This window comes from Streptomyces sp. BV286, from assembly GCF_019090165.1.
Taxonomy (GTDB): domain Bacteria; phylum Actinomycetota; class Actinomycetes; order Streptomycetales; family Streptomycetaceae; genus Streptomyces.
Genome location: NZ_JAHRIB010000006.1, coordinates 18,358 through 41,904, shown reverse-complemented (window position 1 = coordinate 41,904; position 23,547 = coordinate 18,358). Strand labels below are relative to the sequence as shown.

At 70.5% G+C, this 23,547-nt stretch carries 24 protein-coding genes and 5 tRNA genes; 19 read left to right on the top strand and 10 right to left on the bottom strand.

The window, feature by feature from the left end:
- From KUF83_RS01045 to KUF83_RS01030, 4 genes are all read right to left on the bottom strand, one after another.
- Positions 1 to 214 (bottom strand): ATP/GTP-binding protein (locus KUF83_RS01045; protein ID WP_217452561.1); only part of this gene is annotated, 214 nt, incomplete at its 3' end.
- Positions 195 to 593, bottom strand: a complete 399-nt coding sequence (locus KUF83_RS01040; protein ID WP_217452560.1) for a DUF742 domain-containing protein — start codon at positions 591 to 593, stop codon at positions 195 to 197. The genes KUF83_RS01045 and KUF83_RS01040, both read right to left, overlap by 20 nt.
- A 104-nt stretch (positions 594 to 697) precedes the next feature.
- Complete coding sequence (locus KUF83_RS01035) at positions 698 to 1,111, bottom strand: roadblock/LC7 domain-containing protein (protein WP_044471908.1); 414 nt, start codon at positions 1,109 to 1,111, stop codon at positions 698 to 700.
- A gap of 9 nt (positions 1,112 to 1,120) precedes the next feature.
- Entirely contained in the window at positions 1,121 to 4,930 is a 3,810-nt protein-coding gene (locus KUF83_RS01030; protein ID WP_217452559.1) for a nitrate- and nitrite sensing domain-containing protein, read from the bottom strand.
- 599 nt (positions 4,931 to 5,529) lie between these two features.
- On the opposite strand from KUF83_RS01030, the gene KUF83_RS01025 reads away from it, so the two are divergent.
- The 9 genes from KUF83_RS01025 (at position 5,530) to KUF83_RS00985 (ending at position 9,647) form a co-directional block, all read left to right on the top strand.
- Positions 5,530 to 5,727, top strand: coding sequence for a hypothetical protein (locus KUF83_RS01025; RefSeq protein WP_217452558.1), 198 nt, complete (start codon positions 5,530 to 5,532; stop codon positions 5,725 to 5,727).
- A 103-nt stretch (positions 5,728 to 5,830) separates the two neighbouring features.
- Positions 5,831 to 6,619: a fumarylacetoacetate hydrolase family protein gene (locus KUF83_RS01020; protein ID WP_217452557.1), complete on the top strand. Its 789-nt coding sequence runs from the start codon at positions 5,831 to 5,833 to the stop codon at positions 6,617 to 6,619.
- Positions 6,612 to 8,087 (top strand): glutamate--tRNA ligase, encoded by a 1,476-nt coding sequence (gene gltX / locus KUF83_RS01015; protein WP_217452556.1) that lies wholly within the window; start codon positions 6,612 to 6,614, stop codon positions 8,085 to 8,087. Before KUF83_RS01020 ends, gltX begins: the two co-directional genes overlap by 8 nt.
- Before the next feature lie 194 nt (positions 8,088 to 8,281).
- Positions 8,282 to 9,049: an HAD family hydrolase gene (locus KUF83_RS01010; RefSeq protein WP_217452555.1), complete on the top strand. Its 768-nt coding sequence runs from the start codon at positions 8,282 to 8,284 to the stop codon at positions 9,047 to 9,049.
- A 90-nt stretch (positions 9,050 to 9,139) separates the two neighbouring features.
- Positions 9,140 to 9,211: transfer RNA gene (locus tag KUF83_RS01005), tRNA-Gln, on the top strand.
- 41 nt (positions 9,212 to 9,252) lie between these two features.
- A tRNA-Glu gene (locus tag KUF83_RS01000) sits at positions 9,253 to 9,325 on the top strand.
- A 62-nt stretch (positions 9,326 to 9,387) separates the two neighbouring features.
- Positions 9,388 to 9,460: transfer RNA gene (locus tag KUF83_RS00995), tRNA-Glu, on the top strand.
- Positions 9,461 to 9,481: 21 nt separating this feature from the next.
- Positions 9,482 to 9,553 (top strand) — tRNA-Gln (locus tag KUF83_RS00990).
- A 21-nt stretch (positions 9,554 to 9,574) separates the two neighbouring features.
- A tRNA-Glu gene (locus tag KUF83_RS00985) sits at positions 9,575 to 9,647 on the top strand.
- 142 nt (positions 9,648 to 9,789) lie between these two features.
- Here KUF83_RS00985 and ndgR read toward each other — a convergent pair.
- A complete protein-coding gene (gene ndgR / locus KUF83_RS00980) occupies positions 9,790 to 10,506 on the bottom strand; it encodes an IclR family transcriptional regulator NdgR (RefSeq protein WP_007384919.1) in 717 nt (238 codons plus the stop codon).
- Between the two features lie 192 nt (positions 10,507 to 10,698).
- Here ndgR and leuC point away from each other — a divergent pair, with 192 nt between their 5' ends.
- The 4 genes from leuC to KUF83_RS00960 all read left to right on the top strand — a co-directional run bounded on the left by leuC (position 10,699) and on the right by KUF83_RS00960 (position 14,021).
- The gene (gene leuC, locus KUF83_RS00975; protein WP_217452554.1) at positions 10,699 to 12,129 is read left to right on the top strand and encodes a 3-isopropylmalate dehydratase large subunit; all 1,431 of its coding nucleotides are present in this window, start codon (positions 10,699 to 10,701) and stop codon (positions 12,127 to 12,129) included.
- Positions 12,130 to 12,134: 5 nt separating this feature from the next.
- Positions 12,135 to 12,728, top strand: coding sequence for a 3-isopropylmalate dehydratase small subunit (leuD, locus tag KUF83_RS00970; RefSeq protein WP_217452553.1), 594 nt, complete (start codon positions 12,135 to 12,137; stop codon positions 12,726 to 12,728).
- Between the two features lie 267 nt (positions 12,729 to 12,995).
- Complete coding sequence (locus KUF83_RS00965) at positions 12,996 to 13,226, top strand: hypothetical protein (RefSeq protein ID WP_217452552.1); 231 nt, start codon at positions 12,996 to 12,998, stop codon at positions 13,224 to 13,226.
- 138 nt (positions 13,227 to 13,364) lie between these two features.
- On the top strand, positions 13,365 to 14,021 hold the full coding sequence (locus KUF83_RS00960) for an HU family DNA-binding protein (protein ID WP_217452551.1): 657 nt from the start codon (positions 13,365 to 13,367) through the stop codon (positions 14,019 to 14,021).
- 66 nt (positions 14,022 to 14,087) lie between these two features.
- On the opposite strand, the gene KUF83_RS00955 is transcribed toward KUF83_RS00960, so the two are convergent.
- Positions 14,088 to 14,294: a hypothetical protein gene (locus tag KUF83_RS00955; protein ID WP_217452550.1), complete on the bottom strand. Its 207-nt coding sequence runs from the start codon at positions 14,292 to 14,294 to the stop codon at positions 14,088 to 14,090.
- Between the two features lie 147 nt (positions 14,295 to 14,441).
- Entirely contained in the window at positions 14,442 to 15,074 is a 633-nt protein-coding gene (cofC, locus tag KUF83_RS00950; RefSeq protein ID WP_217452549.1) for a 2-phospho-L-lactate guanylyltransferase, read from the bottom strand.
- 146 nt (positions 15,075 to 15,220) lie between these two features.
- Between cofC and KUF83_RS00945 the strand changes: the two genes are divergently transcribed.
- From KUF83_RS00945 to KUF83_RS00935, 3 genes are all read left to right on the top strand, one after another.
- Positions 15,221 to 16,036, top strand: coding sequence for a 1-acyl-sn-glycerol-3-phosphate acyltransferase (locus tag KUF83_RS00945; protein ID WP_217452548.1), 816 nt, complete (start codon positions 15,221 to 15,223; stop codon positions 16,034 to 16,036).
- Complete coding sequence (locus KUF83_RS00940; RefSeq protein ID WP_217452547.1) at positions 16,033 to 17,052, top strand: NAD(P)H-dependent glycerol-3-phosphate dehydrogenase; 1,020 nt, start codon at positions 16,033 to 16,035, stop codon at positions 17,050 to 17,052. Before KUF83_RS00945 ends, KUF83_RS00940 begins: the two co-directional genes overlap by 4 nt.
- A 102-nt stretch (positions 17,053 to 17,154) precedes the next feature.
- Positions 17,155 to 18,312 (top strand): D-alanine--D-alanine ligase family protein, encoded by a 1,158-nt coding sequence (locus tag KUF83_RS00935; RefSeq protein ID WP_217452546.1) that lies wholly within the window; start codon positions 17,155 to 17,157, stop codon positions 18,310 to 18,312.
- 79 nt (positions 18,313 to 18,391) lie between these two features.
- Here KUF83_RS00935 and KUF83_RS00930 read toward each other — a convergent pair whose 3' ends face one another.
- Both KUF83_RS00930 and KUF83_RS00925 read right to left on the bottom strand, forming a co-directional pair.
- Complete coding sequence (locus KUF83_RS00930; protein ID WP_217452545.1) at positions 18,392 to 18,901, bottom strand: DUF3515 domain-containing protein; 510 nt, start codon at positions 18,899 to 18,901, stop codon at positions 18,392 to 18,394.
- Between the two features lie 20 nt (positions 18,902 to 18,921).
- Positions 18,922 to 19,155 carry an Lrp/AsnC family transcriptional regulator gene (locus KUF83_RS00925; RefSeq protein ID WP_217452544.1) on the bottom strand — a complete coding sequence of 78 codons (234 nt, stop codon included), beginning with the start codon at positions 19,153 to 19,155 and terminating at the stop codon, positions 18,922 to 18,924.
- A 233-nt stretch (positions 19,156 to 19,388) separates the two neighbouring features.
- On the opposite strand from KUF83_RS00925, the gene KUF83_RS00920 reads away from it, so the two are divergent.
- Together KUF83_RS00920 and thiD are read left to right on the top strand one after the other, a co-directional pair.
- Positions 19,389 to 20,354 (top strand): thiamine-phosphate kinase, encoded by a 966-nt coding sequence (locus tag KUF83_RS00920; protein WP_217452543.1) that lies wholly within the window; start codon positions 19,389 to 19,391, stop codon positions 20,352 to 20,354.
- Positions 20,351 to 21,169, top strand: coding sequence for a bifunctional hydroxymethylpyrimidine kinase/phosphomethylpyrimidine kinase (thiD, locus tag KUF83_RS00915; protein WP_217452542.1), 819 nt, complete (start codon positions 20,351 to 20,353; stop codon positions 21,167 to 21,169). The genes KUF83_RS00920 and thiD overlap by 4 nt, the downstream gene beginning before the upstream one ends.
- A gap of 135 nt (positions 21,170 to 21,304) precedes the next feature.
- Here the strand turns inward: thiD and rpmB are convergent, their stop codons facing one another.
- The gene (rpmB, locus tag KUF83_RS00910; protein ID WP_079164833.1) at positions 21,305 to 21,490 is read right to left on the bottom strand and encodes a 50S ribosomal protein L28; all 186 of its coding nucleotides are present in this window, start codon (positions 21,488 to 21,490) and stop codon (positions 21,305 to 21,307) included.
- A gap of 248 nt (positions 21,491 to 21,738) precedes the next feature.
- On the opposite strand from rpmB, the gene KUF83_RS00905 reads away from it, so the two are divergent.
- Positions 21,739 to 23,523, top strand: coding sequence for a DAK2 domain-containing protein (locus KUF83_RS00905; protein WP_217452541.1), 1,785 nt, complete (start codon positions 21,739 to 21,741; stop codon positions 23,521 to 23,523).
- Positions 23,524 to 23,547: the final 24 nt, after the last annotated feature.

Here is a 23,547-nt window from a genome sequence, read left to right as displayed (position 1 = left end):
CGAAGTCCATGGCCACCGTCGTGGTGGTCTTGTCCCCGGTGTGGGTGAGGTCGTCGATGCCCGCCGAGGCGGACGTCATGACGGCCTCGGTGCGCAGCGGGTTGATCTCGGAGACGGCACCCACGAACGTGGTCTTGCCGACGCCGAAGCCACCCGCCACCACGATCTTCGCGGAGGTGGTCGCCCGCCCTCCGTCAGAGCTTGCGAAGTCCACTGAGCACCCTTTCGAGCAGTGTCACGTCCGGGGCGCCGCCGTTGCCCTCGTCGCCACCCGGCTGGTGGATCGCGACGAGTCCGGCCTCCGCGAGGTCCGCGACGAGAATCCGTGCCACGCCCAGGGGCATGGACAGCAGGGCCGACACTTCGGCCACCGACTTCACTTCACGGCAGAGGTGGCAGATCCGCTGGTGCTCAGGGAGCAGTCCCATGAGCGCTGCCGGGTCGGCCGTGGTGCTGATCAGTGCCTCGATGGCGAGCTGGTAGCGCGGCCGGGTCCGGCCGCCGGTCATCGCGTACGGACGTACCAGCGGCTGGTCGCCCTCATCCTCGTACGTATGCGCGTACGGATCATGAGAGGCGGTGGGCGGGGTCATGTAAGTCCTCCGGGCGGGACAGCAAGTCGGTCAGTCGTGCCGTCTGACGGGGCCGGTGGGGGGAGGGCGGCCGGACGGGTTTTCCTACATTCGGTCTTGCCTTGCTAGTGGAGCAGGCTGCCCTGGAGCTCGGCGCGCAGATCCGGTGTGAGCACAGCGCCCGCACGGTCCACGAGCAGAGCCATCTCGTACCCGACGAGGCCGATGTCGCAGTCGGGGTGGGAGAGGACCGCGAGGGACGAACCGTCGGACACGGACATCAGGAACAGGAAACCCCGTTCCATCTCGACGACGGTCTGGGCCACCGTGCCGCCCTCGAAGATCCGGGAGGCGCCGGCGGTCAGGGACGTGAGTCCGGAGGCGACGGCCGCGAGCTGGTCGGCGCGGTCGCGCGGAAAGCCCTCGGACATCGCCAGAAGGAGTCCGTCGGCGGAAACGACGACGGTGTGGGACACCCCGGGGGTGTTGTCAACGAAGTTGGTGATCAACCAGTTGAGGTTCTGTGCCGCCTGGCTCATCTGGCTCAACTAACGCTCCTGCTGGTGAGTGGGGCTGGGGAAGCTTCCGGTCTGGCCGGTACCGGCCTGGCGACCCTGTTGGATGCCCCTACGAAGATTGGTCAGCCGGCCGCGTACGTCATCAGGCGCACGCGAGACCTGCGGACCGGTTTGGTGCTGTTGCTGCTGAGCCGTCCCGGCGACGAGGTTCGCGCGGGGAACCCGGCGCGGCAGACCCGAGACGGTCACGCCACCCGCGGAGGGCTGGCGTACCCGCTCGGCCTGACGGCCGAGTTCGTCATTGGGGGTGCTCCGCCAGGAGGCGGAAGCGCCGGCGGGCGCCGGACGCTGCGGTGCCGCGGGAGCCGGTACGGGCTGCTGCGGTGCCTGCTCGTTCTGGGCGCCGTCGCCGCCCTGAGCCTGGTTGAACCAGTTGGTCTCCAGGGTGTCGTACAGCGGCGTGCGCCCGTCACCGGGACCCGCCGGCGGCAGCTCCCAGCCGTCCGAAGGGCTCCGCCCCTCGTCGGGCCGCTGCGCGGCGCCCCTGTTGTCCGGCTCCTGCGGGAGCGCGGGGCGTCGGCGGGCCTGCGGGGGCCGGCTGCCGTTGGCGTTGCCGTTGGCGGGCCGCTCGAACTGCCCGGTGCCACCGCCCTGACGCTCGCCGTAGCCCTGCGCCGGGAACTGACCGGTGTCCTGTTGAGCATCCTGGCGCGGCGCCGCGTACTGACCATTGGAACCACTGTCGTAGCCGGACGCGGCGAACTGGCCGGTGGCTGCGGGGTCCTGACGGTTGTACTGGCCGCCCGCCGGCGGGGCCTGCCCCGTACCGGAAGGATTCGGCGTGCCGAACACGTCCGGGCGGACGAACTGCCCGCTGCCCTGCTGCGCACCGGCGCCGGGGCGCTGGGTGTCGTGCTCGGGCCGCTGGAACCCGGAGGTGGACGCGGGTCCGCCCGGCCGGTCGTTGATGCGCGGCAGCTGCGAGGTGGCGTCCGGCTCGTCGTGACCGCGCGGGGCGTCCGGCGCGGAACGCGGCACCGGCGGCTGCGCGTTGTCGTCGCTCCAGCTGGGCACGCGCGGCTGCGGGTTGCCGCCCGGCAGCTCGGCGCGCGGACCGCCACGGGGCGGCAGCTGCGGCGACTGCTGCTGGGGCCGGCGGCCCTGCTCGCCGTTGCCGGCCGGCCGCTGCTGGGGCTGCGGAGGCACGGGGCCGCGGTTGCCGCCCATCGTGTCCTGGCGCCCGCCACCGAACGCGTCCTGCCGTCCGGAGTCGTTGCTGAAGTCGTTGAAGGCCTGCGGTCCGCCCGTGCCCGTCGACTGGAGGCCCTGCGGGGCACCGGCGGAGGCCGGCCTGCCCTGCGGGGGCTGCGGAGCCTGCGGGTTGCGCGGCCCACCGGGCGCACCCGGCCCACCCGGACGGCCGCCCGCGTCGGGCCTGGGCAGCGCGGCCCGCGGTCCCGTACCGGAGGCGACCTGTCCACGCTGCGGGCCGGAGTTCAGCCGGCCGCCGTTGCCCTGCGGAGCGCCGCCACCGAGGGCGGGACCGCTTCCGGCACCGCCCCTGCGGGCCGCCGCGACACCGGCCGCGGCCTGCGCCGCCGCCGGACCGCCGACGCCGGGAGCGCCCTGGCCCTGCTTGTTGCCGGGAACCTTCTTGCCGCCCTGCGCGACGTCGACCGGCAGCATGACCAGCGCGGTCGTACCACCGGAGTCGGACGGGCGCAGCTGGATGCGGATGCCGTGACGCTGCGACAGACGGCCGACCACGAACAGACCCATGCGGCGCGAGACGGAGACGTCCACGGTGGGCGGCGAGGCGAGCCGCTCGTTGATCGCCGCGAGGTCCTCGGGCGAGAGGCCGATGCCGGTGTCGTGGATCTCGATCAGTACGCGGCCGTCGGGCAGCGCGTGACCGGTGACCTTGACCTTGGTCTGCGGGGAGGAGAACGAGGTGGCGTTCTCCAGCAGCTCGGCGAGCAGGTGCACGAGGTCGTTGACCACGCGGCCCGCGACCTCGGTGGTCGGGACCGAGGAGAGCTCGATGCGCTCGTACTGCTCCACCTCGGAGGCGGCGGCACGGAGCACGTCGACCAGCGGGACCGGACGGGTCCAGCGGCGGCCGGGCTCCTCACCGGCGAGGACGAGGAGGTTCTCGCCGTTACGGCGCATGCGGGTCGCGAGGTGGTCGAGCTTGAACAGCGAGGACAGCTGGTCCGGGTCGGCCTCGCGGGACTCCAGTTCGGAGATGAGCGAGAGCTGACGCTGGATGAGGCCCTGGGAGCGGCGCGAGAGGTTGGTGAACATCGCGTTGACGTTGCCTCGCAGGAGGGCCTGCTCGGCGGCCAGTCGTACGGCCTCGCGGTGCACGTCGTCGAAGGCCGCGGCCACCTGGCCGATCTCGTCCTTGGAGTGCACACCGACCGACTCGACGGACGTGTCGACGTCCTGCGGGTCCGACTCGGAGAGCTGCTTGACCAGCTCGGGCAGCCGGTCCTGGGCGACCTTCGTCGCGGTGTCCTGCAGACGGCGCAGCGAGCGGATCATCGAGCGGGCCACGACGAACGCGCCGACCAGCGAGACACCGAGCACCAGCAGGATCAGCGCACCGGAGATGATCGCTTCCTGCTCGGCCTCGTTGCGCAGCTCGCGGGCCTTCTGCTCCATCTGGTCGAGGAGCGTGAGCTCGATCTTCGACATCTCCAGGATCTTGGAGGAGTCGGCGTCGACCCAGTCCAGGTACGAGCGCTTGGCCTGCAGCTGGAGACCGTTGTTGCGCTGGAGCACACGCCCCAGGTAGCCGTCCGCGTCCTTGATGGTCGGGCTCGGCTCGTCGAGGGGCTTGGTGATCTGCGCCGCGTTGCCCTCGTAGATGCTGGCGAAGCTGGTGAGCTCGAACCGCTGGTTCTCGAAGGCGGAGAGGCCGTACTGCCGGTCGTTCGGCGAGAGCTCGCCGGTCGTCTTGTCCGTGGCAGGCAGGGCCGCGGCGATGATCGCGCGCTGGATGGACGCGTACTCCTTGGCGGTGGAGAAGGCCGCCAGGGCGCGCGTGCGCTGGATCATCTCCGGGTTGCTGGTCGCCTCGGCCATGTCCTGGGAGAGGCCGAGCAGCTGCTCGATGAGCCGGTGGTACGCCTCGACCGTCTGGGAGGCGTTCTTCTCGTCCTGGAAGGCGTTGTTGCGGATGCCGCTGAGGGTGTTCAGCTGGGTGGCGATGGCCACCACGTTGTCCCGGACACCGTCGAGGTTCTCGTTGTTGTCCGCGTCGTCGAGCTCGTGGGTGCCCTCCATGAAGGCGGCACGCGCACGGTCCGTCTTGTCGCGGAGGCCCTTGATCGAGACGTCGGTGGCCTTGGTGCCGTTGGCGAGCGGGCCGGCCGACTTGTCGCGCTCCTCCTGGAGCGCCGCGGCGAGCTCGGTCGCCTGCTTGGTCATGTCGGTCAGCAGCTTCATGTTCTCGAGCTGCTGGATCTCGTCCATGGTGTCGCTGATGCGCAGCGCGCCCAGCGAGGTCGCGGCGACCACGGGCAGCGCGAGCAGCGAGACCAGACGCGTGGAGATGCGCCAGTTGCGCAGGGCTATTCGCGAACCGGGCCCACTGGGAGCCTTGGGCTTCGGTGGCGCGGAGGACGAGGTGCCGGGAGCACCGTTCGCCCCGTTCGGGCCGCCCTTGCCCTGGCCACCCTTGGGCGCGCCGGGGCGCGAGGAGCCACTGTCACCGGCCTGCGCCGGTCCCGGGTTCTGGGCGTGCTGGGGCGAGGAGCCGACTGCCCTGGAGCCAGTCCCGCCTTGCGGCTCCGGCTCCGCCGAAGCGCTGCCATCCCTCTTGAAACGTCCCTGCACTAGCGTCGCAACCTCTGGACCAGGCGCCTCTCCGCGTGAACGGCGAGACGGTGTCGGCGTCTTGGAAGCGCCCTGAATGCGCTCCCATGGTGGTCGTGAGTGACCGGCGCAGGTTTCCCCTTTCCGCCGCCACTCGGCGCTGCGTTGCGCCCTTGCGCGCCGGTTCGTTCCTGCGGCGGTCCGAGGAATTCCAGCACAGTGCCGGATCTCCAACAAGGCCCATGGGTCATGCTGTGATCACCGTGACACGTTGTGAGGGCGGAGTCACGAGACGTAGAGCGAGACCTCATCCATAAAGGACACATACGGACGAGTCCCTCGCAGGTAAGCGGTGTCCCAGTCGCCATGATCAGGAGCGGAATGATGTCTTCCATGGTGAAATGCCTGTTTTGATACAGGCGGTTGAGGGTCCGGATTGACCGGTTTGCCTGTTAGTAAGTGAGGAAACTCACACGACGATCACGGCGTCTTCACGGCTTCGACAGGGAAGCGCATGTTTAGCCTGACGCTTTACAGGGATGGCAAATCCGACAACCCGCGCCTGTGTGAGGGTCCTTGAACCCGCCTGGCGCCCTACCGAACAGGGCCCGTAACCCCAGATGAAGACGACGACGATGTTCCTCAACATAGCCAACCCGCGACGCACCACGCTGGCGCATCTCGAGGACGCCGAAGAGCTGCGGATGCCGGAGCGGCAGGAGCAGTCCGTCGAGTTCACCGAGCTCCCCGCGCAGACCGCCAACCCCCGGCGCACGATCCTGATGGACGTCCCGGTCGCGGCGGCGATCGCGGAGTAAGCCTCCCACGGGCCCCGGTCCCGATGCGCGAGAGGGCCGCCCCTTGCCGCGTTAGCCTGGAGCGTCAGACTCCGGCCAGCTCAGTGAGGGGCGCAAGGATCCCGTGCGCATCGCCAGGTTCTCCATCGACGGCAACGTCGCGTTCGGTGCGGTCGAGGGCGAGAGCCCTCCTGGATCGACCGACGGGCTCGTGCTCGACATCATCAAGGGCATCCCGTTCGCGGACTTCGAGCTCTCCGGGACCAAGGTCCCGCTGAGCAAGGTCCGGCTCCTGCCGCCCGTGCTCCCGAACAAGGTCGTGGCCTTCGGCCGCAACTACGCGGAGCACGCCAGGGAGCTGGGCAACGAGGTGCCCGACGCCCCGTTCGCCTTCTTCAAGCCGTCCACCTCGGTGACCGGCCCCGGCGACGACATCGCGTACCCCTCCTTCTCGGAGGAGCTGCACCACGAGGCCGAGCTCGCCGTGGTCATCGGCCGCATGTGCCGCGAGGTCCCACGCGAACGCGTCAAGGACGTCATCCTCGGCTACACCTGCGCCAACGACGTCACCGCACGCGACGTCCAGCGGCGCGAGAAGCAGTGGGCCCGGGCCAAGGGCTTCGACTCCTCCTGCCCGCTCGGCCCCTGGGTGGAGACGGACCTCGACCCGTCCGACCTCACCATCCAGTGCACGGTCAACGGCCAACAGCGCCAGCTGGGCCGCACCAGCGAGATGATCCACTCCATCGAGGATCTGATCGTCAACATCACCGAGGCCATGACGCTGCTCCCCGGCGACGTCATCCTCACGGGCACCCCGGCAGGGGTCGGCCCGCTCAGTGTCGGCGACGAGGTCGCCGTCACCATCGAAGGCATCGGCACTCTCACCAACAAGGTGATCAAGCGTGGCTAACGGCTCCGTCCGCGTACGTTTCTGTCCGTCCCCGACCGGCAACCCCCATGTGGGCCTGGTCCGCACAGCCCTGTTCAACTGGGCGTACGCCCGCCACACCGGCGGCACGTTCGTCTTCCGCATCGAGGACACCGACGCGGCCCGCGACTCCGAGGAGTCGTACGAGCAGCTCCTGGACTCGCTGCGCTGGCTGGGCTTCGACTGGGACGAGGGCCCCGAGATCGGCGGCCCCCACGCGCCGTACCGCCAGTCGCAGCGCATGGACCTCTACAAGGACGTCGCCGGCAAGCTCCTGGACGCCGGGCGCGCGTACCACTGCTACTGCTCGACGCCGGAGCTGGACGCCCGCCGCGACGCCGCCCGCGCCGCCGGCAAGCCGTCCGGCTACGACGGCCACTGCCGTGAGCTGACCGCCGAGCAGAAGAGCGCGTACGAGGCCGAGGGCCGCGCCCCCATCGTCCGCTTCCGCATGCCCGACGAGGCGATCACCTTCACGGACCTGGTCCGCGGCGAGATCACGTACCTCCCGGAGAACGTGCCGGACTACGGGATCGTGCGAGCCAACGGCGCGCCCCTCTACACGCTGGTCAACCCGGTCGACGACGCCCTGATGGAGATCACCCACGTCCTGCGCGGCGAGGACCTCCTCTCCTCCACCCCGCGTCAGATCGCCCTCTACAAGGCGCTGACCGAGCTGGGCATCGCCAAGGAGACCCCGGCCTTCGGCCACCTCCCGTACGTGATGGGCGAGGGCAACAAGAAGCTCTCCAAGCGCGACCCGGAGTCCTCGCTGAACCTCTACCGGGAGCGCGGCTTCCTCCCGGAGGGCCTGCTGAACTACCTGTCGCTCCTCGGCTGGTCGCTCTCCGCGGACCGCGACATCTTCACCGTCGAGGAGATGGTCGCCGCCTTCGACGTCTCGGACGTGAACCCCAACCCGGCCCGCTTCGACCTCAAGAAGGCCGAGGCCATCAACGCCGACCACATCCGGCTGCTCGACGTGAAGGAGTTCGCCGAGCGCTGCGCGCCGTGGCTGCGGGCCCCCTTCGCGCCCTGGGCGCCGGAGGACTTCGACCCGGCCAAGTGGGACGCGATCGCCCCGCACGCCCAGACCCGCCTCAAGGTCCTCTCCGAGATCACCGACAACGTCGACTTCCTGTTCCTGCCGGAGCCGGCCTTCGACGAGGCGTCCTGGACGAAGGCCATGAAGGAGGGCAGCGACGCGCTGCTCCGTACGGCCCGCGAGAAGCTCGACGCCGCCGACTGGACGTCCGCCGAGTCCCTCAAGGAGGCCGGGCTGGCCGCCGGCGAGGCCCACGGCCTCAAGCTCGGCAAGGCCCAGGCGCCGGTCCGCGTCGCCGTCACCGGCCGCACGATCGGCCTGCCCCTCTTCGAGTCCCTGGAGATCCTGGGCAAGGAGAAGTCGCTGCGGCGCATCGACGCCGCGCTGGCGAAGCTGACCGCGTAGGCATCGCACGGGAACACGCGAAGGGGCGGCGTCCGAAGCGGACGCCGCCCCTTCCGCATGCCCCGGGCCGGCCGCCGGAGCACTGTCCGACCCGCATCCCGCCTCCCGCAGGAACCCCGGGACGGGCGAAGTGACGGGCGAAGTGATCCGTGGACGCGACGGACACGGCCGGACCTTTTGGTTACCGTCGGAGCATGACGATCAGAGCCGTGGTGTGGGACGTCGACGACACGATCTTCGACTACACCACCGCCGACCGCGCCGGCATGCGCGGACACCTGGCGGCCGAGGGCCTGCTCGGCCGGTACGCGTCCGTCGAGGAGGCCCTGGGCCGCTGGCGCGGGCTCACCGACCTGCAGTGGGCGAGCTTCGCGGCGGGGGAGGGCGACTGGGAGAGCGGCCGCCGGGACCGGGTGCGGGCGTTCCTGGACCAGCCCCTGACCGACACGGACGCGGAGGACTGGTTCGCGCGGTACCTGAGTCACTACGAGGCGGCCTGGGCGCTGTTCCCGGACGTCCTGCCCGTCCTCGACCTCCTGGCGGGCAGCCACCGCCACGCGGTGCTCTCCAACTCCAGCCTCCGCGTCCAGGACCACAAACTGCGCGTCCTCGGGGTCCGGGAACGCTTCGAGTCGGTGCTCTGCGCGGCCGAACTCGGCGTCTCCAAACCCGCCGCCGAGGCGTTCCACGCGGCCTGCGAGGCCCTGGCACTGCCCCCGCACCAGGTCGCGTACGTCGGGGACCACCCGGAGATCGACGGGCGGGGCGCCGCCGACGCCGGGCTCTTCTCGGTGTGGATCGACCGCGGGGGCGTGAGTGCCGTCACGGCCCCCGGTCCGGACCCCGCACCGGGCGAGCCGACGGATCGGCTCGCCCGCCTGCGCCGGATCGCCTCGCTGGCCGAACTCCCCGGGATCCTCCGGCCCGATACCCGTTTTGGAGCGCCGTCCACCTTCGGGTAATGTTCTTCCTGCGCCGCCGGAGTGCGGGCCGAAAGGCCACAGGTCGGAGGCGCAAGCTAAAACAAAATCCCCACGGGGGTTGAGTTTCAGTGGCCTATGGTGTAATTGGCAGCACGACGGTTTCTGGTTCCGTTAGTCTAGGTTCGAGTCCTGGTAGGCCAGCTCGCAGAGCTTATCTGCATCGCAGAGACCAGCTCTGCAAGGCCCCCGTTGTGTAGCGGCCTAGCACGCCGCCCTCTCAAGGCGGTAGCGCCGGTTCGAATCCGGTCGGGGGTACAGATCCTTCCCAGGGGGACAGTTCGGGTCGCACCCGCTGACTCTCATGCAGGATCGCTAGGGCCCCCGTTGTGTAGCGGCCTAGCACGCCGCCCTCTCAAGGCGGTAGCGCCGGTTCGAATCCGGTCGGGGGTACAAGGTGGTCTAGACCACCATTGGGCTATGGTGTAATTGGCAACACGACGGTTTCTGGTTCCGTTGTTCTAGGTTCGAGTCCTGGTAGCCCAGCAGGATCATTCGTGATCTCAGGCCCCCGTTGTGTAGCGGCCTAGCACGCCGCCCTCTCAAGGCGGTAGCGCCGGTTCGAATCCGGTCGGGGGTACTCACAGAAGAAGCCCTCCCCACCAGGGGAGGGCTTTTTTCGTGCCGGATTCCCGCCGGCTCCGTGCTGCGCACCATGAGGACATCAACTCGGGCCGTTCGCTGCGGCGTTGAAGCGACCGGCCGGGGAGTCGAGACGGGTGTCAGCCTGTCCGGCGCAGCGCCTCCGACAGGCGCGCGGCCGCGTCGATGACCGCCTGGGCGTGCATCCGGCCGGGGTGGCGCGTCAGACGCTCGATCGGTCCCGAGACCGAGACGGCGGCGACCACGCGGTTCGAGGGGCCGCGCACCGGCGCCGAGACCGACGCGACGCCCGGCTCGCGCTCACCGATCGACTGGGCCCAGCCGCGGCGCCGTACCCCCGACAGGGCCGTCGCCGTGAAGCGGGCGCCCTGGAGGCCGCGGTGCAGACGCTCCGGCTCCTCCCAGGCCATCAGGATCTGGGCCGACGAGCCGGCCTTCATCGTGAGCGTCGAGCCGACCGGGACCGTGTCCCTGAGGCCCGACAGGCGCTCCGCCGCGGCGACACAGATGCGCATGTCGCCCTGGCGGCGGTAGAGCTGGGCGCTCTCGCCCGTGATGTCGCGGAGGTGGGTGAGCACCGGCCCCGCCGTCGCGAGGAGACGGTCCTCGCCCGCGGCCGCGGCCAGCTCGGCCAGCCGAGGGCCGAGAATGAAACGCCCCTGCATGTCGCGCGCCACCATCCGGTGGTGTTCAAGTGCCACGGCGAGGCGATGTGCCGTGGGCCGTGCCAGTCCGGTCGCCGCGACCAGGCCCGCGAGGGTGGCCGGACCGGACTCCAGTGCGCTCAGGACAAGGGCTGCCTTGTCCAGAACGCCGACGCCGCTACTGTTGTCCATGAAACGATACTCGCGTCTCACTCTGTGAAACGCAAGTTCAATTTTCCGTGGAACGCGCCACTCTGGTAGTACAGCGGCCCGCGGACCAACGGGCCCGGCGGAAGACGTCCGGTACGAGGGGTAACGGACGACGTCCCGCACAGGAGATCTCTAGTTGGGCCGGCGCCACACAGGCCGGCCGGAGGGAAAGCGATGGGTAGGACACTCGCGGAGAAGGTCTGGGACGACCACGTCGTCCGGCGCGCGGAGGGCGAGCCCGACCTTCTCTTCATCGATCTGCACCTGCTGCACGAGGTGACCAGCCCCCAGGCCTTCGACGGCCTCCGTCAGGCGGGGCGCCCCGTGCGTCGTCTCGACCTCACCATCGCGACCGAGGATCACAACACCCCCACCCTCGACATCGACAAGCCCATCGCGGACCCGGTCTCGCGCGTCCAGCTGGAGACGCTGCGGAAGAACGCCGCCGAGTTCGGTGTGCGCCTGCACTCGCTGGGCGACGTCGAGCAGGGTGTCGTCCACGTCGTGGGACCGCAGCTGGGTCTGACCCAGCCCGGCACCACGGTCGTGTGCGGTGACTCCCACACCTCCACGCACGGTGCCTTCGGCGCGCTGGCGTTCGGCATCGGCACCTCGCAGGTCGAGCACGTGCTGGCCACCCAGACGCTGCCGCTGGCCCGCCCCAGGACCATGGCCATCACCGTCGACGGCGATCTGCCCGAGGACGTCACGGCCAAGGACCTGATCCTGGCGATCATCACCAAGATCGGCACGGGCGGCGGGCAGGGGTACATCCTGGAATACCGCGGCTCCGCCATCGAGAAACTCTCGATGGAGGCCCGGATGACCATCTGCAACATGTCGATCGAGGCCGGTGCCCGCGCGGGCATGATCGCCCCCGACGAGACCACCTTCGAGTACATCAAGGGCCGCGCCCACGCTCCCGAGGGCGAGGACTGGGACGCGGCCGTCGCGTACTGGAAGACCCTGAAGTCGGACGAGGACGCGGAATTCGACGCGGAGGTCGTCATCGACGCCGCCTCCCTCGCGCCGTTCGTCACCTGGGGCACCAACCCCGGCCAGGGCGCGCCGCTTTCGGCAACGGTCCCCGACCCTGCTTCGTACGAAGACGCATCGGAGCGCCACGCCGCCGAAAAGGCCCTGGAATACATGGGGTTGACCGCCGGACAGCCGCTGCGCGACATCAACGTCGACACCGTCTTCGTAGGTTCGTGCACCAACGGCCGCATCGAGGACCTGCGCGCCGTCGCGGCGATCGTCGAGGGCCGCAAAGTCGCCGACGGCGTACGGATGCTGGTGGTCCCCGGCTCCGCGCGTGTCGGTCTGCAGGCCGTTTCCGAGGGTCTGGACGTGGTCTTCAAGGAGGCCGGCGCCGAATGGCGGCACGCGGGCTGCTCGATGTGTCTGGGCATGAACCCCGACCAGCTGGCACCCGGTGAGCGCTCCGCGTCCACCTCCAACCGCAACTTCGAGGGCAGGCAGGGCAAGGGCGGCCGTACGCACCTGGTGTCGCCGCAGGTCGCCGCGGCCACGGCGGTGCTGGGCCATCTGGCGTCGCCCGCCGACCTGTCCGACACCGACGCCCGTACGCCCGCTGGAGTCTGAGAGCCATGGAAGCATTCACCAAGCACACCGGCCGGGCGGTCCCGCTGCGGCGCAGCAACGTCGACACCGACCAGATCATCCCCGCCCACTGGCTCAAGAAGGTGACCAGGGACGGCTTCGAGGACGGGCTCTTCGAGGCCTGGCGCAAGGATCCGTCCTTCATCCTCAACCAGCCCGAGCGCACGGGCGCCACGGTCCTGGTCGCCGGACCCGACTTCGGGACGGGCTCCTCGCGCGAGCACGCCGTGTGGGCCCTGCAGAACTACGGCTTCAAGGCCGTCGTCTCGTCCCGCTTCGCGGACATCTTCCGCGGCAACTCTCTCAAGAACGGCCTGCTCACAGTGGTTCTGGAGCAGAAGATCGTGGACGCGCTGTGGGAGCTCACCGAGAAGGACCCCGAGGCCGAGGTCACGGTCGACCTGGAGGCCCGTGAGGTGCGTGCCGAGGGCATCACGGCCGCCTTCGAGCTCGACGAGAACGCCCGCTGGCGTCTGCTGAACGGGCTGGACGACATCTCCATCACCCTGCAGAACGAGGCGGACATCTCCGCGTACGAGGCCAAGAGGCCCTCCTACAAGCCGCGGACCGTTCAGGTCTGAGCGGACCCCGGTCCGCAAGGCTGATTCCGGCCAGGACAACAGGCCCCTGTACCCCCAATCGTGCACGGTTGGGGGTACATCTGTGTCTGCCGCCGGAAGAGGGGTTCCGGCCTTTGTGATTGGCCTCAACTGCCCTTGTTTCAAGGGACCTTGCTGGGGTAGCCGAACCTCGGCAGAGCCTTGTGGGGAGATGTGCAGGAGGCCCTCGGGAGGCGGTAGTTACCCCCTGCGCAGGCGACAACTCGCCCCAGATGGCACAATCTGTGCATGGAACACGACGGCCAACTCGAGCTCTATGCGGCGGTCGCGTCCCAACTCAAGGAAGCGCACACAAGGGTGCGCGCACTGCAAGTCCCGGAGGGCGTACGAATGGCGCTGACCCGGAAGCTGCTGGTCATTACGGCCGTGGCCAAGCACGATCTCGCCGATGCGACAAGGCGTCTGGAGCGGTTCACGGCGGACCTCGACGAGGGCCGAATCCCCGAAGAGGAACGCTGAGGAACTTCGCGCCAGCTCTAGTTCGTTGCGGCACAAGGGTGATTAGCCCGTTTCGTGTTTGATTTGCGGTATATATCTGCCTAACGTGCGAAAAAGCTTGAACACTTTCGTTCTGGCAATGTCTCCGAAGGGGAAGACGTGAACAAGGCGCAGCTCGTAGAAGCGATTGCCGACAAGGTCGGCGGGCGTCAGCAGGCCGCCGACGCGGTCGACGCCGTACTGGACGCCATCGTCCGTGCAGTTGTCGGCGGGGACCGGGTCTCGGTCACCGGCTTCGGATCCTTCGAGAAGGTGGACCGTCCGGCCCGTTACGCCCGCAACCCGCAGACCGGGGAGCGCGTTCGGGTCAAGAAGACCTCCGTGCCCCGCTTCCGTGCGGGTCAGGGCTTCAAGGACCTGGTGAGCGGTTCGAAGAAGCTCCCGAAGAACGACGTCGCGGTCAAGAAGGCACCCAAGGGCAGCCTGACCGGCGGTTCCTCCGCCACGGTCAAGAAGGCCGCCGCGAAGAAGGCCACCACCGCCAGGAAGGCGACCGCGGCCGCGAAGAAGACCACGGCCAAGAAGACCACGGCGAAGAAGACGACGCCGGCCGCGAAGAAGACCACGGCCACGGCCAAGAAGACGACCGCCAAGAAGACCTCGGCGGCCGCCAAGAAGACCACGGCCAAGAAGACCACCGCCAAGAAGGCGGCGGCGAAGAAGGCCCCCGCGAAGAAGGCGGCGGCGAAGAAGGCGCCGGCCAAGAAGTCGGCGGCCCGCAAGACCACCGCCAAGAAGGCCACCGCCCGCAGGTAGACAAGGGCGCAGAGGCACACACGCGCCGGGCCGGGCTCCCACGGGGGAGCCCGGCCCGCGGCGTTTTCAGAAGGTCTGCAGGGTCACCAGGGTGATGCGGTTCCGGTCGCCGCCCTCGGCCTCGACCTCGATCCGTACGCGCTGACCCGGACGGAGCAGTCTGAGGCCGCCTTTGTCGAACGCCGGGGCGTCGAAGGGCACGGGGGTGCCGTCGTCCAGCAGCACTTGGCCGGTGCGGGTCTCGGGGTCGTATGTGTACGCGGTCGCCTGCATGGGGGAAGCGTATGCGGTCCGTCCGCAGGAGGGGTCCTCGCGGCCGGTGGACGATGTGCGGGCCGGAGGCGGCCGGGCTGCCGCCCAGTGCACCGGGAACGGGACCGGCCTCCGGAGGAAGCGCGCGTCCGCGGTGGGCCGGGCGGCTCAGGCCGCTTTGAGGCGCTCCACGGCCGCCGCCGTGCGCGGGCCCACGCCCAGGGCCAGTGCCGCTCGCAGGTCCGCGCCCGTGTCCACGTCCTGGCGCACGGAGGGCACGCCCGGCAGGAGGAGTTCCACGGCGCCCGAGGCACGGTGGCGGGCGCGGGAATCCGTACCGAATGCGGGGAGCAATTCTCGGCCGGGCGATGCGGCCAGGAGAGTTGTTCCCGGTCCGGCCGCGTCCGGCAGGAAAGCGCGGGGGAATTCGGCCGCCGCGGACAGGACGCGCGCCAATTCCGTCGGGCGCAGGGCGGGCAGATCGGCGTTCAGGGCGGCCAGCGGGGTGTGGGGGTTCGCGGTGCGTACGGCTGCCGCCGCGTGCCGCAGTGCGGCGTTCAGACCACCACCGGGTTCGTCCGGGACGATCCGGGCGCCCAGGGCGGCCAGCGCCCGCCCGGCTCGCACATCGCCCGTGACTACGGCCACATCTGCGACTCCGGGGCAGGCCAGAGCCGCGGTCACCGTGTCCTGCGCGAAGGCGAGGGCCAGTCCCGGGCGCAGGCCGTCGGCCGCCGTGTCCGAGAGCCTGCTCTTCGCCCGCGCAAGGGCTTTGAGGGGTATGACCAAGGTCCACTGCACGAGCGCTCCGTCCCTCTCCTGTCGCGCCCCATTGTCACCCGGCCACCGGAACGGGCCCGAGGCCGGGGCGTACGGTGTTCTCGACAGACAGGCGGCCCGGGGCGACACTTGTGCGGCCCCCCAGGCCCAAGAGGAAGGTGTACCGCGTGTCCCGCCGCAGAATCGGCTTCTGGTACCGCTTCGCAGCGTTCCTCTGCAAACCGCCGCTGGTGGTTCTTCTCAAGCGGGACTGGCGCGGAATCGAGAACATTCCCGCCGAGGGCGGATTCATCACCGCGGTGAACCACAATTCACATGCGGATCCGTTCGCGTACGGGCACTTTCAGTACAACACAGGCCGCGTTCCGCGTTTCCTGGCCAAGAGCGGGCTTTTCAAGAGCGGTTTCGTGGGGGCGGCGATGCGCGGCACCGGGCAGATCCCGGTGTACCGCGAGAGCACCGACGCGCTCAGCGCCTACCGGGCCGCGATCGACGCCGTGGAGCGCGGCGAGTGCGTCGCGTTCTATCCCGAGGCCACTCTCACCCGCGACCCCGATCTGTGGCCCATGGTCGGCAAGACGGGTGCCGCGCGGGTGGCGCTGCAGACCAGGTGCCCGGTGATCCCGGTGGCCCAGTGGGGCGCCAACCTGCTGCTGGCCCCGTACGCGAAGAAGCCCGACCTCCTGCCGCGCAAGACGCACCACGTGCTCGCGGGCCCGCCCGTGGACCTGTCGCGTTTCTACGACAAGGAGATGACTCCCGACCTCCTGAAGGAGGCGACCGAGGCCATCATGGCCGCGGTCACCGCGCAGCTCGAGCTGATCCGCGGTGAGAAGGCGCCCGGGACGCGGTACGACCCGCGTCAGGTGCGCGTCGACCAGCGGCGCAGGTCGCCGGCGCAGGAGGAACAGGAACAGGCCGCGCAGGACGTCGGCGTGCGGGAAATGACCAGGACAGAGCACGAAAAGGGGCACGGCAAGTGACGACATCCGGCAAGCCCGTCAAGGCGGCCGTCTTCGGGACCGGATCGTGGGGAACGGCCTTCGGCATGGTCCTCGCCGACGCCGGGTGCGACGTGACGCTGTGGGGACGGCGGGCCGAACTCGCCGAAGCGGTCAACTCCACACACACGAACCCCGACTACCTGCCGGGCATCGAACTCCCGGAGAACCTGCGGGCCACCACGGACGCCGCCGAGGCCGCCCATGACGCCGACTTCACGGTGCTGGCGGTGCCTTCGCAGACGCTGCGCGGGAACCTGGCGCAGTGGACGTCACTTCTTGCTCCCGGCACGGTCCTCGTCTCCCTCATGAAGGGCGTCGAACTCGGTTCGGCGATGCGGATGAGCGAGGTCGTCGAGGACGTCGCCAAGGTCGGCGCCGACCGGATCGCCGTGGTCACCGGCCCCAACCTGGCCCGTGAGATCGCCGCCCGCATGCCGGCCGCCGCCGTCGTCGCGTGCACCGACGAGGCCGTGGCCCAGCGACTGCAGGCCGCCTGCCACACCCCGTACTTCCGCCCGTACACCAACACCGACGTGGTCGGCTGCGAACTCGGCGGCGCCGTCAAGAACGTCATCGGTCTCGCCGTCGGCATCGCGGACGGCATGGGCCTCGGCGACAACGCCAAGGGGTCCCTCATCACACGGGGGTTGGCGGAGACGACCCGGCTCGGCCTCGCGATGGGCGCCGACCCTCTGACGTTCTCCGGGCTCGCGGGCCTCGGTGACCTCGTGGCGACCTGCTCCTCGCCGCTCTCGCGCAACCACACCTTCGGCACCAACCTCGGCAGGGGCATGACCCTCCAGGAGACCATCGCCGTCACCAAGCAGACCGCCGAGGGCGTCAAGTCCTGTGAGTCCGTGCTGGACTTGGGGCGCCGGCACGGCGTCGACATGCCCATCACGGAGACCGTCGTCGACATCGTCCACGACGGCAAGCCGCCGGTCGTCGCCCTCAAGGAGATGATGTCCCGCAGCGCCAAGCCCGAACGGCGCTGAGCGGGGCCCGGGCGACGCTGAGCGACCGGCCGCGCGACGCTCAGCGACGGGGGCCCACGGACGCTGACTCAGCGCCGTACCAACGGGTACTCTCAACCCGATATGAGCACCGAGAACCTCCCCCAGAACACCGAGCAGCAGCTCCGCAAGCCGCGCGTGGCCGTCGTGTTCGGCGGCCGCAGCTCCGAACACGGAATCTCCGTGGTCACCGCCGGCGCGGTCCTGCGTGCCATCGACCGTACGAAGTACGACGTACTGCCGATCGGCATCACTCAGGACGGCCGCTGGGCGCTCACCGCGGACGACCCGGAGCGGATGGCGATCGTCGACCGGCGCCAGCCGAACGTCGAGCAGCTCGCGGAGTCGGACGAGGGCGGCGTGATCCTGCCCGTCGACCCCGCCAACCGTGAAGTGGTCTACAGCGAGCCCGGTTCGGTGCCCAAGGCGCTCGGCGAGGTCGACGTCGTCTTCCCGGTGCTGCACGGCCCGTACGGCGAGGACGGCACCCTCCAGGGCCTGCTGGAGCTCTCCGGCGTCCCGTACGTCGGGTCCGGTGTGCTCGCCTCGGCGGTCGGCCAGGACAAGGAGTACATGAAGCGGGTGTTCACCTCCTTCGGGCTGCCCGTCGGCCCGTACGTGGTGATCCGTCCCCGTGAGTGGGAGCAGGACGAGTCGGCGTCCCGGAAGAAGATCATCGACTTCGCCGGGGAGCACGGCTGGCCGCTCTTCGTGAAGCCCGCGCGCGCGGGCTCGTCGATCGGCATCACCAAGGTCGACGACCTGTCCGGTCTCGACGAGGCGATCGCGGCGGCCCGGCACCACGACCCGAAGATCCTCGTGGAGGCGCTGCTGCGCGGCCGGGAGATCGAGTGCGGGGTCCTGGAGTTCGAGGACGGCCCCCGGGCCTCGGTACCGGCCGAGATCCCGCCGGTGCAGTCGCACGCGTACTACGACTTCGAGGCGAAGTACATCGACTCGACCCCGGGCATCGTGCCCGCCCCGCTGACGCCCGAGCAGACCGCCGAGGTCAGGCGCCTCGCCGTCGACGCCTTCGAGGCCGCCTCCTGCGAAGGTCTCGTCCGCGCGGACTTCTTCCTCACCGAGGACGGCGAGTTCGTGATCAACGAGATCAACACGATGCCCGGCTTCACGCCGATCTCCATGTACCCCAAGATGTGGGAGGCGACGGGAGTGTCCTACCCGGAGCTGGTGGACCGCCTGATCCAGGCGGCGCTGCGCAGGCGGACGGGCCTGCGGTAGGACGTGCCCCGCAGGGGCGCCGGGAACTGCGCGACCAGCCACGGCGCTCCCGCACCCGGCAACGGTCCGGCCGCGGCCATCAGTCCGCGATCCCCACAGGGACCGCCTTCTTGATGGCCCCGGCCAGATCGACCAGCACGGAGGACGTGTCCCGCCCGGAGGGCACGGTCACCTCGACGTACACGCTCCGCCGGGCGGAGGTGAAGCGAGTCACTCCGTCCCCCTGCTCCTCCATCAGCCACCCGACCCCGTTCACGCCACCCCCGATGGCATCGGGATCGCTCCCGACGGCCACCTTGGGGTCGACCATCTTCGCGGGCCGCGACACGCCGCAGCGCAGTATGATCGCCGGGCTTCCCCAGCCCGCGGTCAGCGCCGACCGGGGCTCGGGATCCTCCCGGTCGAGGCCGTCCACCTTCCGTGGCAACGACTTGTCCAGGTTCTGACACAGCTTGGTGGCCCTGGTGCCCGGACTGGGAACCGCAGCCGATGCGTTGTCGTCTGCTGGGGAGCAGCCCGTGGCAGCGATCAGCAGGACGAGGGCGGGCGACCCGATGAAAGAAGCACGCCGGTGACGGAAGAAGTCCACCGGCCCAGGGTAGACGGGGGCTACAGGTGCACGACCGGGCAGGTCAGGGTACGGGTGATGCCGTCCACTTGCTGGACCTTCGCGACCACCAGGCGGCCGAGCTCGTCCACCGTGTCGGCCTGGGCCCGCACGATCACGTCGTAGGGCCCTGTCACGTCCTCGGCCTGGATCACCCCCGAAATCTTGCTGATCGTGTCGGCGACGGTCGACGCCTTGCCGACCTCCGTCTGGATCAGGATGTACGCCTGTACCACGGAACCTCCAGGGCGGCCACGAGGATCATGTGGGGAAAAGGAACGCCACGGTATCGCGTCGCCGCGTACCGCGGGGAGACCCGCGGGGGGCGGGGCTTACGCGTTGGGGTATACGGAGCGCGCTGGTTGACGGTCGACTCGACCGTACCGAGGTCGGGGACCGCCCGCGACCGGGCGCAGGAACAGCAGGAGACGACTCGGTTCATGTGCACGAAGGGAACAGGTGAGACTCGGTGAAGGGAACCGTGGGCGAGTTGGGGGAGTTCGGGCTCATCAAGGAGCTCACCTCACGGCTCACCACCACCCCGGCGGTACGCGTCGGGCCGGGCGACGACGCCGCAGTGGTGGCCGCCCCCGACCGCAGGGTCGTGGCCAGCACTGACATCCTCCTGGAGGGGCGGCACTTCCGGCGCGACTGGTCCACGGCGTACGACGTCGGGCGCAAGGCGGCCGCGCAGAACCTCGCGGACATCGCCGCCATGGGCGCCGTGCCGACCGCGCTGCTGCTCGGCCTGGTCGTGCCGGCCGAGCTGCCCGCCACCTGGCCCTCCGAGCTGATGGACGGCATCCGCGACGAGTGCCAGGTCGCCGGTGCGGCCGTGGTCGGCGGCGACGTCGTACGCGGCGACACGATCACCGTGGCGATCACCGCGCTCGGCGATCTGCGCAACCACGAGCCGGTGACCCGCGCCGGCGCGCAGCCCGGCGACGTGGTGGCCGTGACGGGCTGGCTGGGCTGGTCCGCGGCCGGGCACGCCGTGCTCTCCCGGGGCTTCCGCTCACCGCGGGCCTTCGTCGAGGCCCACCGGCGCCCGGAACCGCCGTACCACGCGGGTCCCGCGGCCGCCGGACTCGGCGCGACCTCCATGACGGACGTCAGCGACGGGCTGATCGCCGACCTCGGGCACATCGCGGAGGCCAGCAAGGTGCGCATCGACGTCCGCTCGGGTGCCGTCGACATCCCCACGCAGATGAACGACATCGGGCAGGCCGTCGGCGTCGACCCGATCCAGTGGGTGCTCACCGGCGGCGAGGACCACGCGATCGTCGCGACCTTCCCGGCCGACGTGAAGCTGCCCGCCCGGTGGAAGGTGATCGGCGAGGTCCTCAACCCCTCGGCGCTGCCGCAGGTCACGGTCGACGGAGCGCCGTGGACCAGCAAGGGCGGCTGGGACCACTTCGGGGACATCGAGTCATGAGCGCCCCGCCCCGGGTGCTGACGGTCGCGGGTTCCGACTCCGGTGGTGGGGCCGGGATCCAGGCAGACCTGAAGACCATGCTCGCGCTGGGCGTGCACGGCATGAGTGTGCTCACCGCCGTCACCGCGCAGAACTCCCTCGGTGTGCAGGGTGCCTGGGAGCTGCCGGTGGAGGCGGTGCGCGCCCAGTACCGCAGTGTGGTGGACGACATCGGCGTGCAGGCGGTCAAGACCGGCATGCTCTCCTCCGCCGAACTCGCCGAGACCGTCGCCGAGTTGATCGGCGGCACCGACGCGCCCGCCGTCGTCGACCCGGTCGGTGTCTCCAAGCACGGCGACTCCCTGCTCGCCCCGTCCGCGCTGGACTCCGTACGGACCAAGCTGCTGCCCGTGGCCACGGTGGCGACGCCGAACCTCGACGAGGTGGCCCAGCTGACGGGCGTACGGGTCGAGTCGGAGGACGGGATGCGGCGGGCGGCGGCGGCCGTGCTCGCGTACGGGCCCGCCTGGGTGCTGATCAAGGGCGGTCACCTGCGCGGGGACGCCGTGGACTTCCTCACCGACGGCTCCGAGGAGCTCTGGCTGCGAGCGCCCCGGCTCGACAACCGCCACACCCACGGCACGGGGTGCACGCTCGCGAGCGCGATCGCTTCGCAGCTCGCGAAGGGAGCGGCGGTGCCGGAGGCGGTCGTGGCGGCGAAGGAGTACGTCACCGGGGCGATCGAGGCCGGATTCGCCCTCGGGGGCGGGATCGGGCCGGTGGATCACGGGTGGCGGTTCAGGGCGGCCCGCAGCTCCGGGACCAAGGGCACGTAAGCGTTTACGCGCCCGCTCGCGTGCCGGGACGCGACTGCGGTCGTCCCCGCGTCCGAGCACAGCAAAAAGCCGGCACACCGCGAGGTGGACCGGCTTTGAGCAGCGAACCAGCAGTGGCCGCGCGCTGGCAGAACGTCAGCGCGAAACCTTGCCGGCCTTGATGCAAGAGGTGCAAGCGTTCACGCGCTTCGGCGTCCCGCCCATCACGGTACGGACGCGCTGGATGTTCGGGTTCCAGCGACGGGACGTACGGCGGTGAGAGTGCGAGATGTTGTTGCCGAAGCTCGGCCCCTTGCCACAGACGTCGCAGTTGGCAGCCACGGGTCACTCCAAAGACTTCAGATGCTCTTACGGTTGATCCCGGCATGCCGAGATCAAGATCTAGGATCTGAGTGGCGGTGCCAGGGGGAAGGCCCGATGAGATCGGGCAACCGGAGCAGCATACAACGACTGCGTCCGTACAACGAAACTACCATGGCCGGGGTGGGCGACCGCCCCGGCCCTCTTCCGGCGGAAACCCGCTCCGGGTCTACGCTGCGTCCGGGATTCGGCTGCTCAAGGAGGCGCAGGTGCCGCAGGTGCCGCAGACATTGGACGCATCCGCGGTACGTGCCTGGTGCGGATTCGCGCTGGCGGCCCTCGGCCGCGCGCGCGAGGAGATCGACGCGATCAACGTCTATCCCGTCGCGGACGGGGACACCGGAACCAACCTCTATCTGACCGTGGAATCGGCGGCCGCGGCGGTCGAGGCCGTCTTCGCGGGCCACGCCACCGTTTCCGCCGCCCGCCCGGCGTCCGGCGCCGTCCCCGGGGTGCCGGCGGCCGATCGGCCCTCGCTCGCCGACGCCGTGCACGCCATGGCGCACGGCGCGCTCATCGGGGCCCGGGGGAACTCCGGGACGATCCTCGCGCAGCTCCTGAGGGGCATGTCCCAGGTGCTCGCCGCCGACAGTGACGCCGCCCACGCCGACGGCCCGGGCCTGGGGCTCGCCCTGCGGCACGCCGCCGACGCGGCCCGGCTGGCCGTCGCGCGCCCGGTCGAGGGCACGGTCCTCACCGTCGCCTCGGCCGCCGCCGACGCGGCCTCCGGCGCGGACGGGGACTGCGCGGTGGTCGCGCGGGCCGCCTACGAGGGCGCACGGGCGGCCCTCGCGGCGACCCCCGGGCAGCTGGCGGTCCTGGAGCGGGCCGGGGTGGTCGACGCCGGCGGACGCGGACTCGTGGCCGTGCTCGCGGCACTGGTGGAAACGTTCACCGGCGAGGCCCCCGCGGCCGGAGCGGTGCCCGTGCTGGCGTCCCCCGCGCGCGTGGGCAGCGCACCGGACGGGACCGCACCGCACGCGCGCGTGGACGCTGCCGTGACGGAGCCGCCCGCAGAGCCGGGCGACGCGGGGGAGTGCGCGGCCGGCCCCGAACAGAAGGAGAGCGGCCCCGCGTTCGAGGTGATCTACCTTCTGGAGGCGGACGACGCTGCCGTGGCCCGGCTGCGCGGCCGGCTCGACGCGCTCGGGGACTCGCTCGTCGTGGTCGGCGGCGACGGCCTGTGGAACATCCACGTGCATGTCGACGACGCGGGCGCGGCCGTGGAGGCGGGCGTCGAGGCCGGCCGGCCGTACCGGATCCGGATCACGCACTTCGGCCTGGACGACGCGCACACGACGGGTTCGACCACCCGGCCGGTCCGGGAGAGGACCCAGCGCGCGGTCGTGGCCGTCGTCCCCGGCGAGGGTCTCGCGCGGCTCTACGCCGAGGCCGGGGCCACCACCGTCCTCGCCCGGCCGGGGGAGCCGCCGGCGAGCGGGGAGCTCGTCGAGGCGGTACGGCGGGCCCACGCGGTCGAGGTGGTGCTCCTGCCGAACGACGCCGAGCTGCGCCACACCGCTGCCGCGGCGGCCGAGCAGGCCCGGGCCGAGGGCGTCAGGGTCGCGCTGATCCCCACCCGCTCCGCGGTGCAGGGCATCGCCGCACTCGCGGTGCACGAGCCCGGGAGGCGCTTCGACGAGGACGTGGTCGCGATGACCTCGGCCGCCGGAGCGACCCGGCACGCCGAGGTGGAGGTCGCGGAACGGCAGTCCTGGACCATGGCCGGCATCTGCCAGGCCGGTGACGTCCTCGGCCTCATCGACGGGGACGTGGCCGTGATCGGCTCCGACGTCACGGCCACCGCCGAGGCGGTCCTGAACCGGATGCTCTCGGCGGGCGGCGAGATGGTCACCCTGGTCCTCGGCGACGAGGCCCCGGACACCATCGCGGCCCACCTCGAAGCCCGCGTCCGGGAGTCCTACCTGGCGGTGGACACGGTCGTGTACCGGGGCGGACGCCAGGGAGCACTGCTGCTGATCGGCGTGGAGTAGGCCCGCGAGGGGCGCGCGGAGCCG

Coding starts and splice junctions, on each gene's coding strand:
- leuD (WP_217452553.1), top strand. CDS start 12,135: ATGGAAGCATTCACCAAGCACACCGGCCGGGCGGTCCCGCTGCGGCGC.
- KUF83_RS01010 (WP_217452555.1), top strand. CDS start 8,282: ATGACGATCAGAGCCGTGGTGTGGGACGTCGACGACACGATCTTCGAC.
- thiD (WP_217452542.1), top strand. CDS start 20,351: ATGAGCGCCCCGCCCCGGGTGCTGACGGTCGCGGGTTCCGACTCCGGT.
- KUF83_RS01025 (WP_217452558.1), top strand. CDS start 5,530: ATGAAGACGACGACGATGTTCCTCAACATAGCCAACCCGCGACGCACC.
- KUF83_RS00955 (WP_217452550.1), bottom strand. CDS start 14,294: ATGCAGGCGACCGCGTACACATACGACCCCGAGACCCGCACCGGCCAA.
- KUF83_RS01035 (WP_044471908.1), bottom strand. CDS start 1,111: ATGAGCCAGGCGGCACAGAACCTCAACTGGTTGATCACCAACTTCGTT.
- KUF83_RS00965 (WP_217452552.1), top strand. CDS start 12,996: ATGGAACACGACGGCCAACTCGAGCTCTATGCGGCGGTCGCGTCCCAA.
- KUF83_RS01040 (WP_217452560.1), bottom strand. CDS start 593: ATGACCCCGCCCACCGCCTCTCATGATCCGTACGCGCATACGTACGAG.
- KUF83_RS00935 (WP_217452546.1), top strand. CDS start 17,155: ATGAGCACCGAGAACCTCCCCCAGAACACCGAGCAGCAGCTCCGCAAG.
- ndgR (WP_007384919.1), bottom strand. CDS start 10,506: ATGGACAACAGTAGCGGCGTCGGCGTTCTGGACAAGGCAGCCCTTGTC.
- leuC (WP_217452554.1), top strand. CDS start 10,699: ATGGGTAGGACACTCGCGGAGAAGGTCTGGGACGACCACGTCGTCCGG.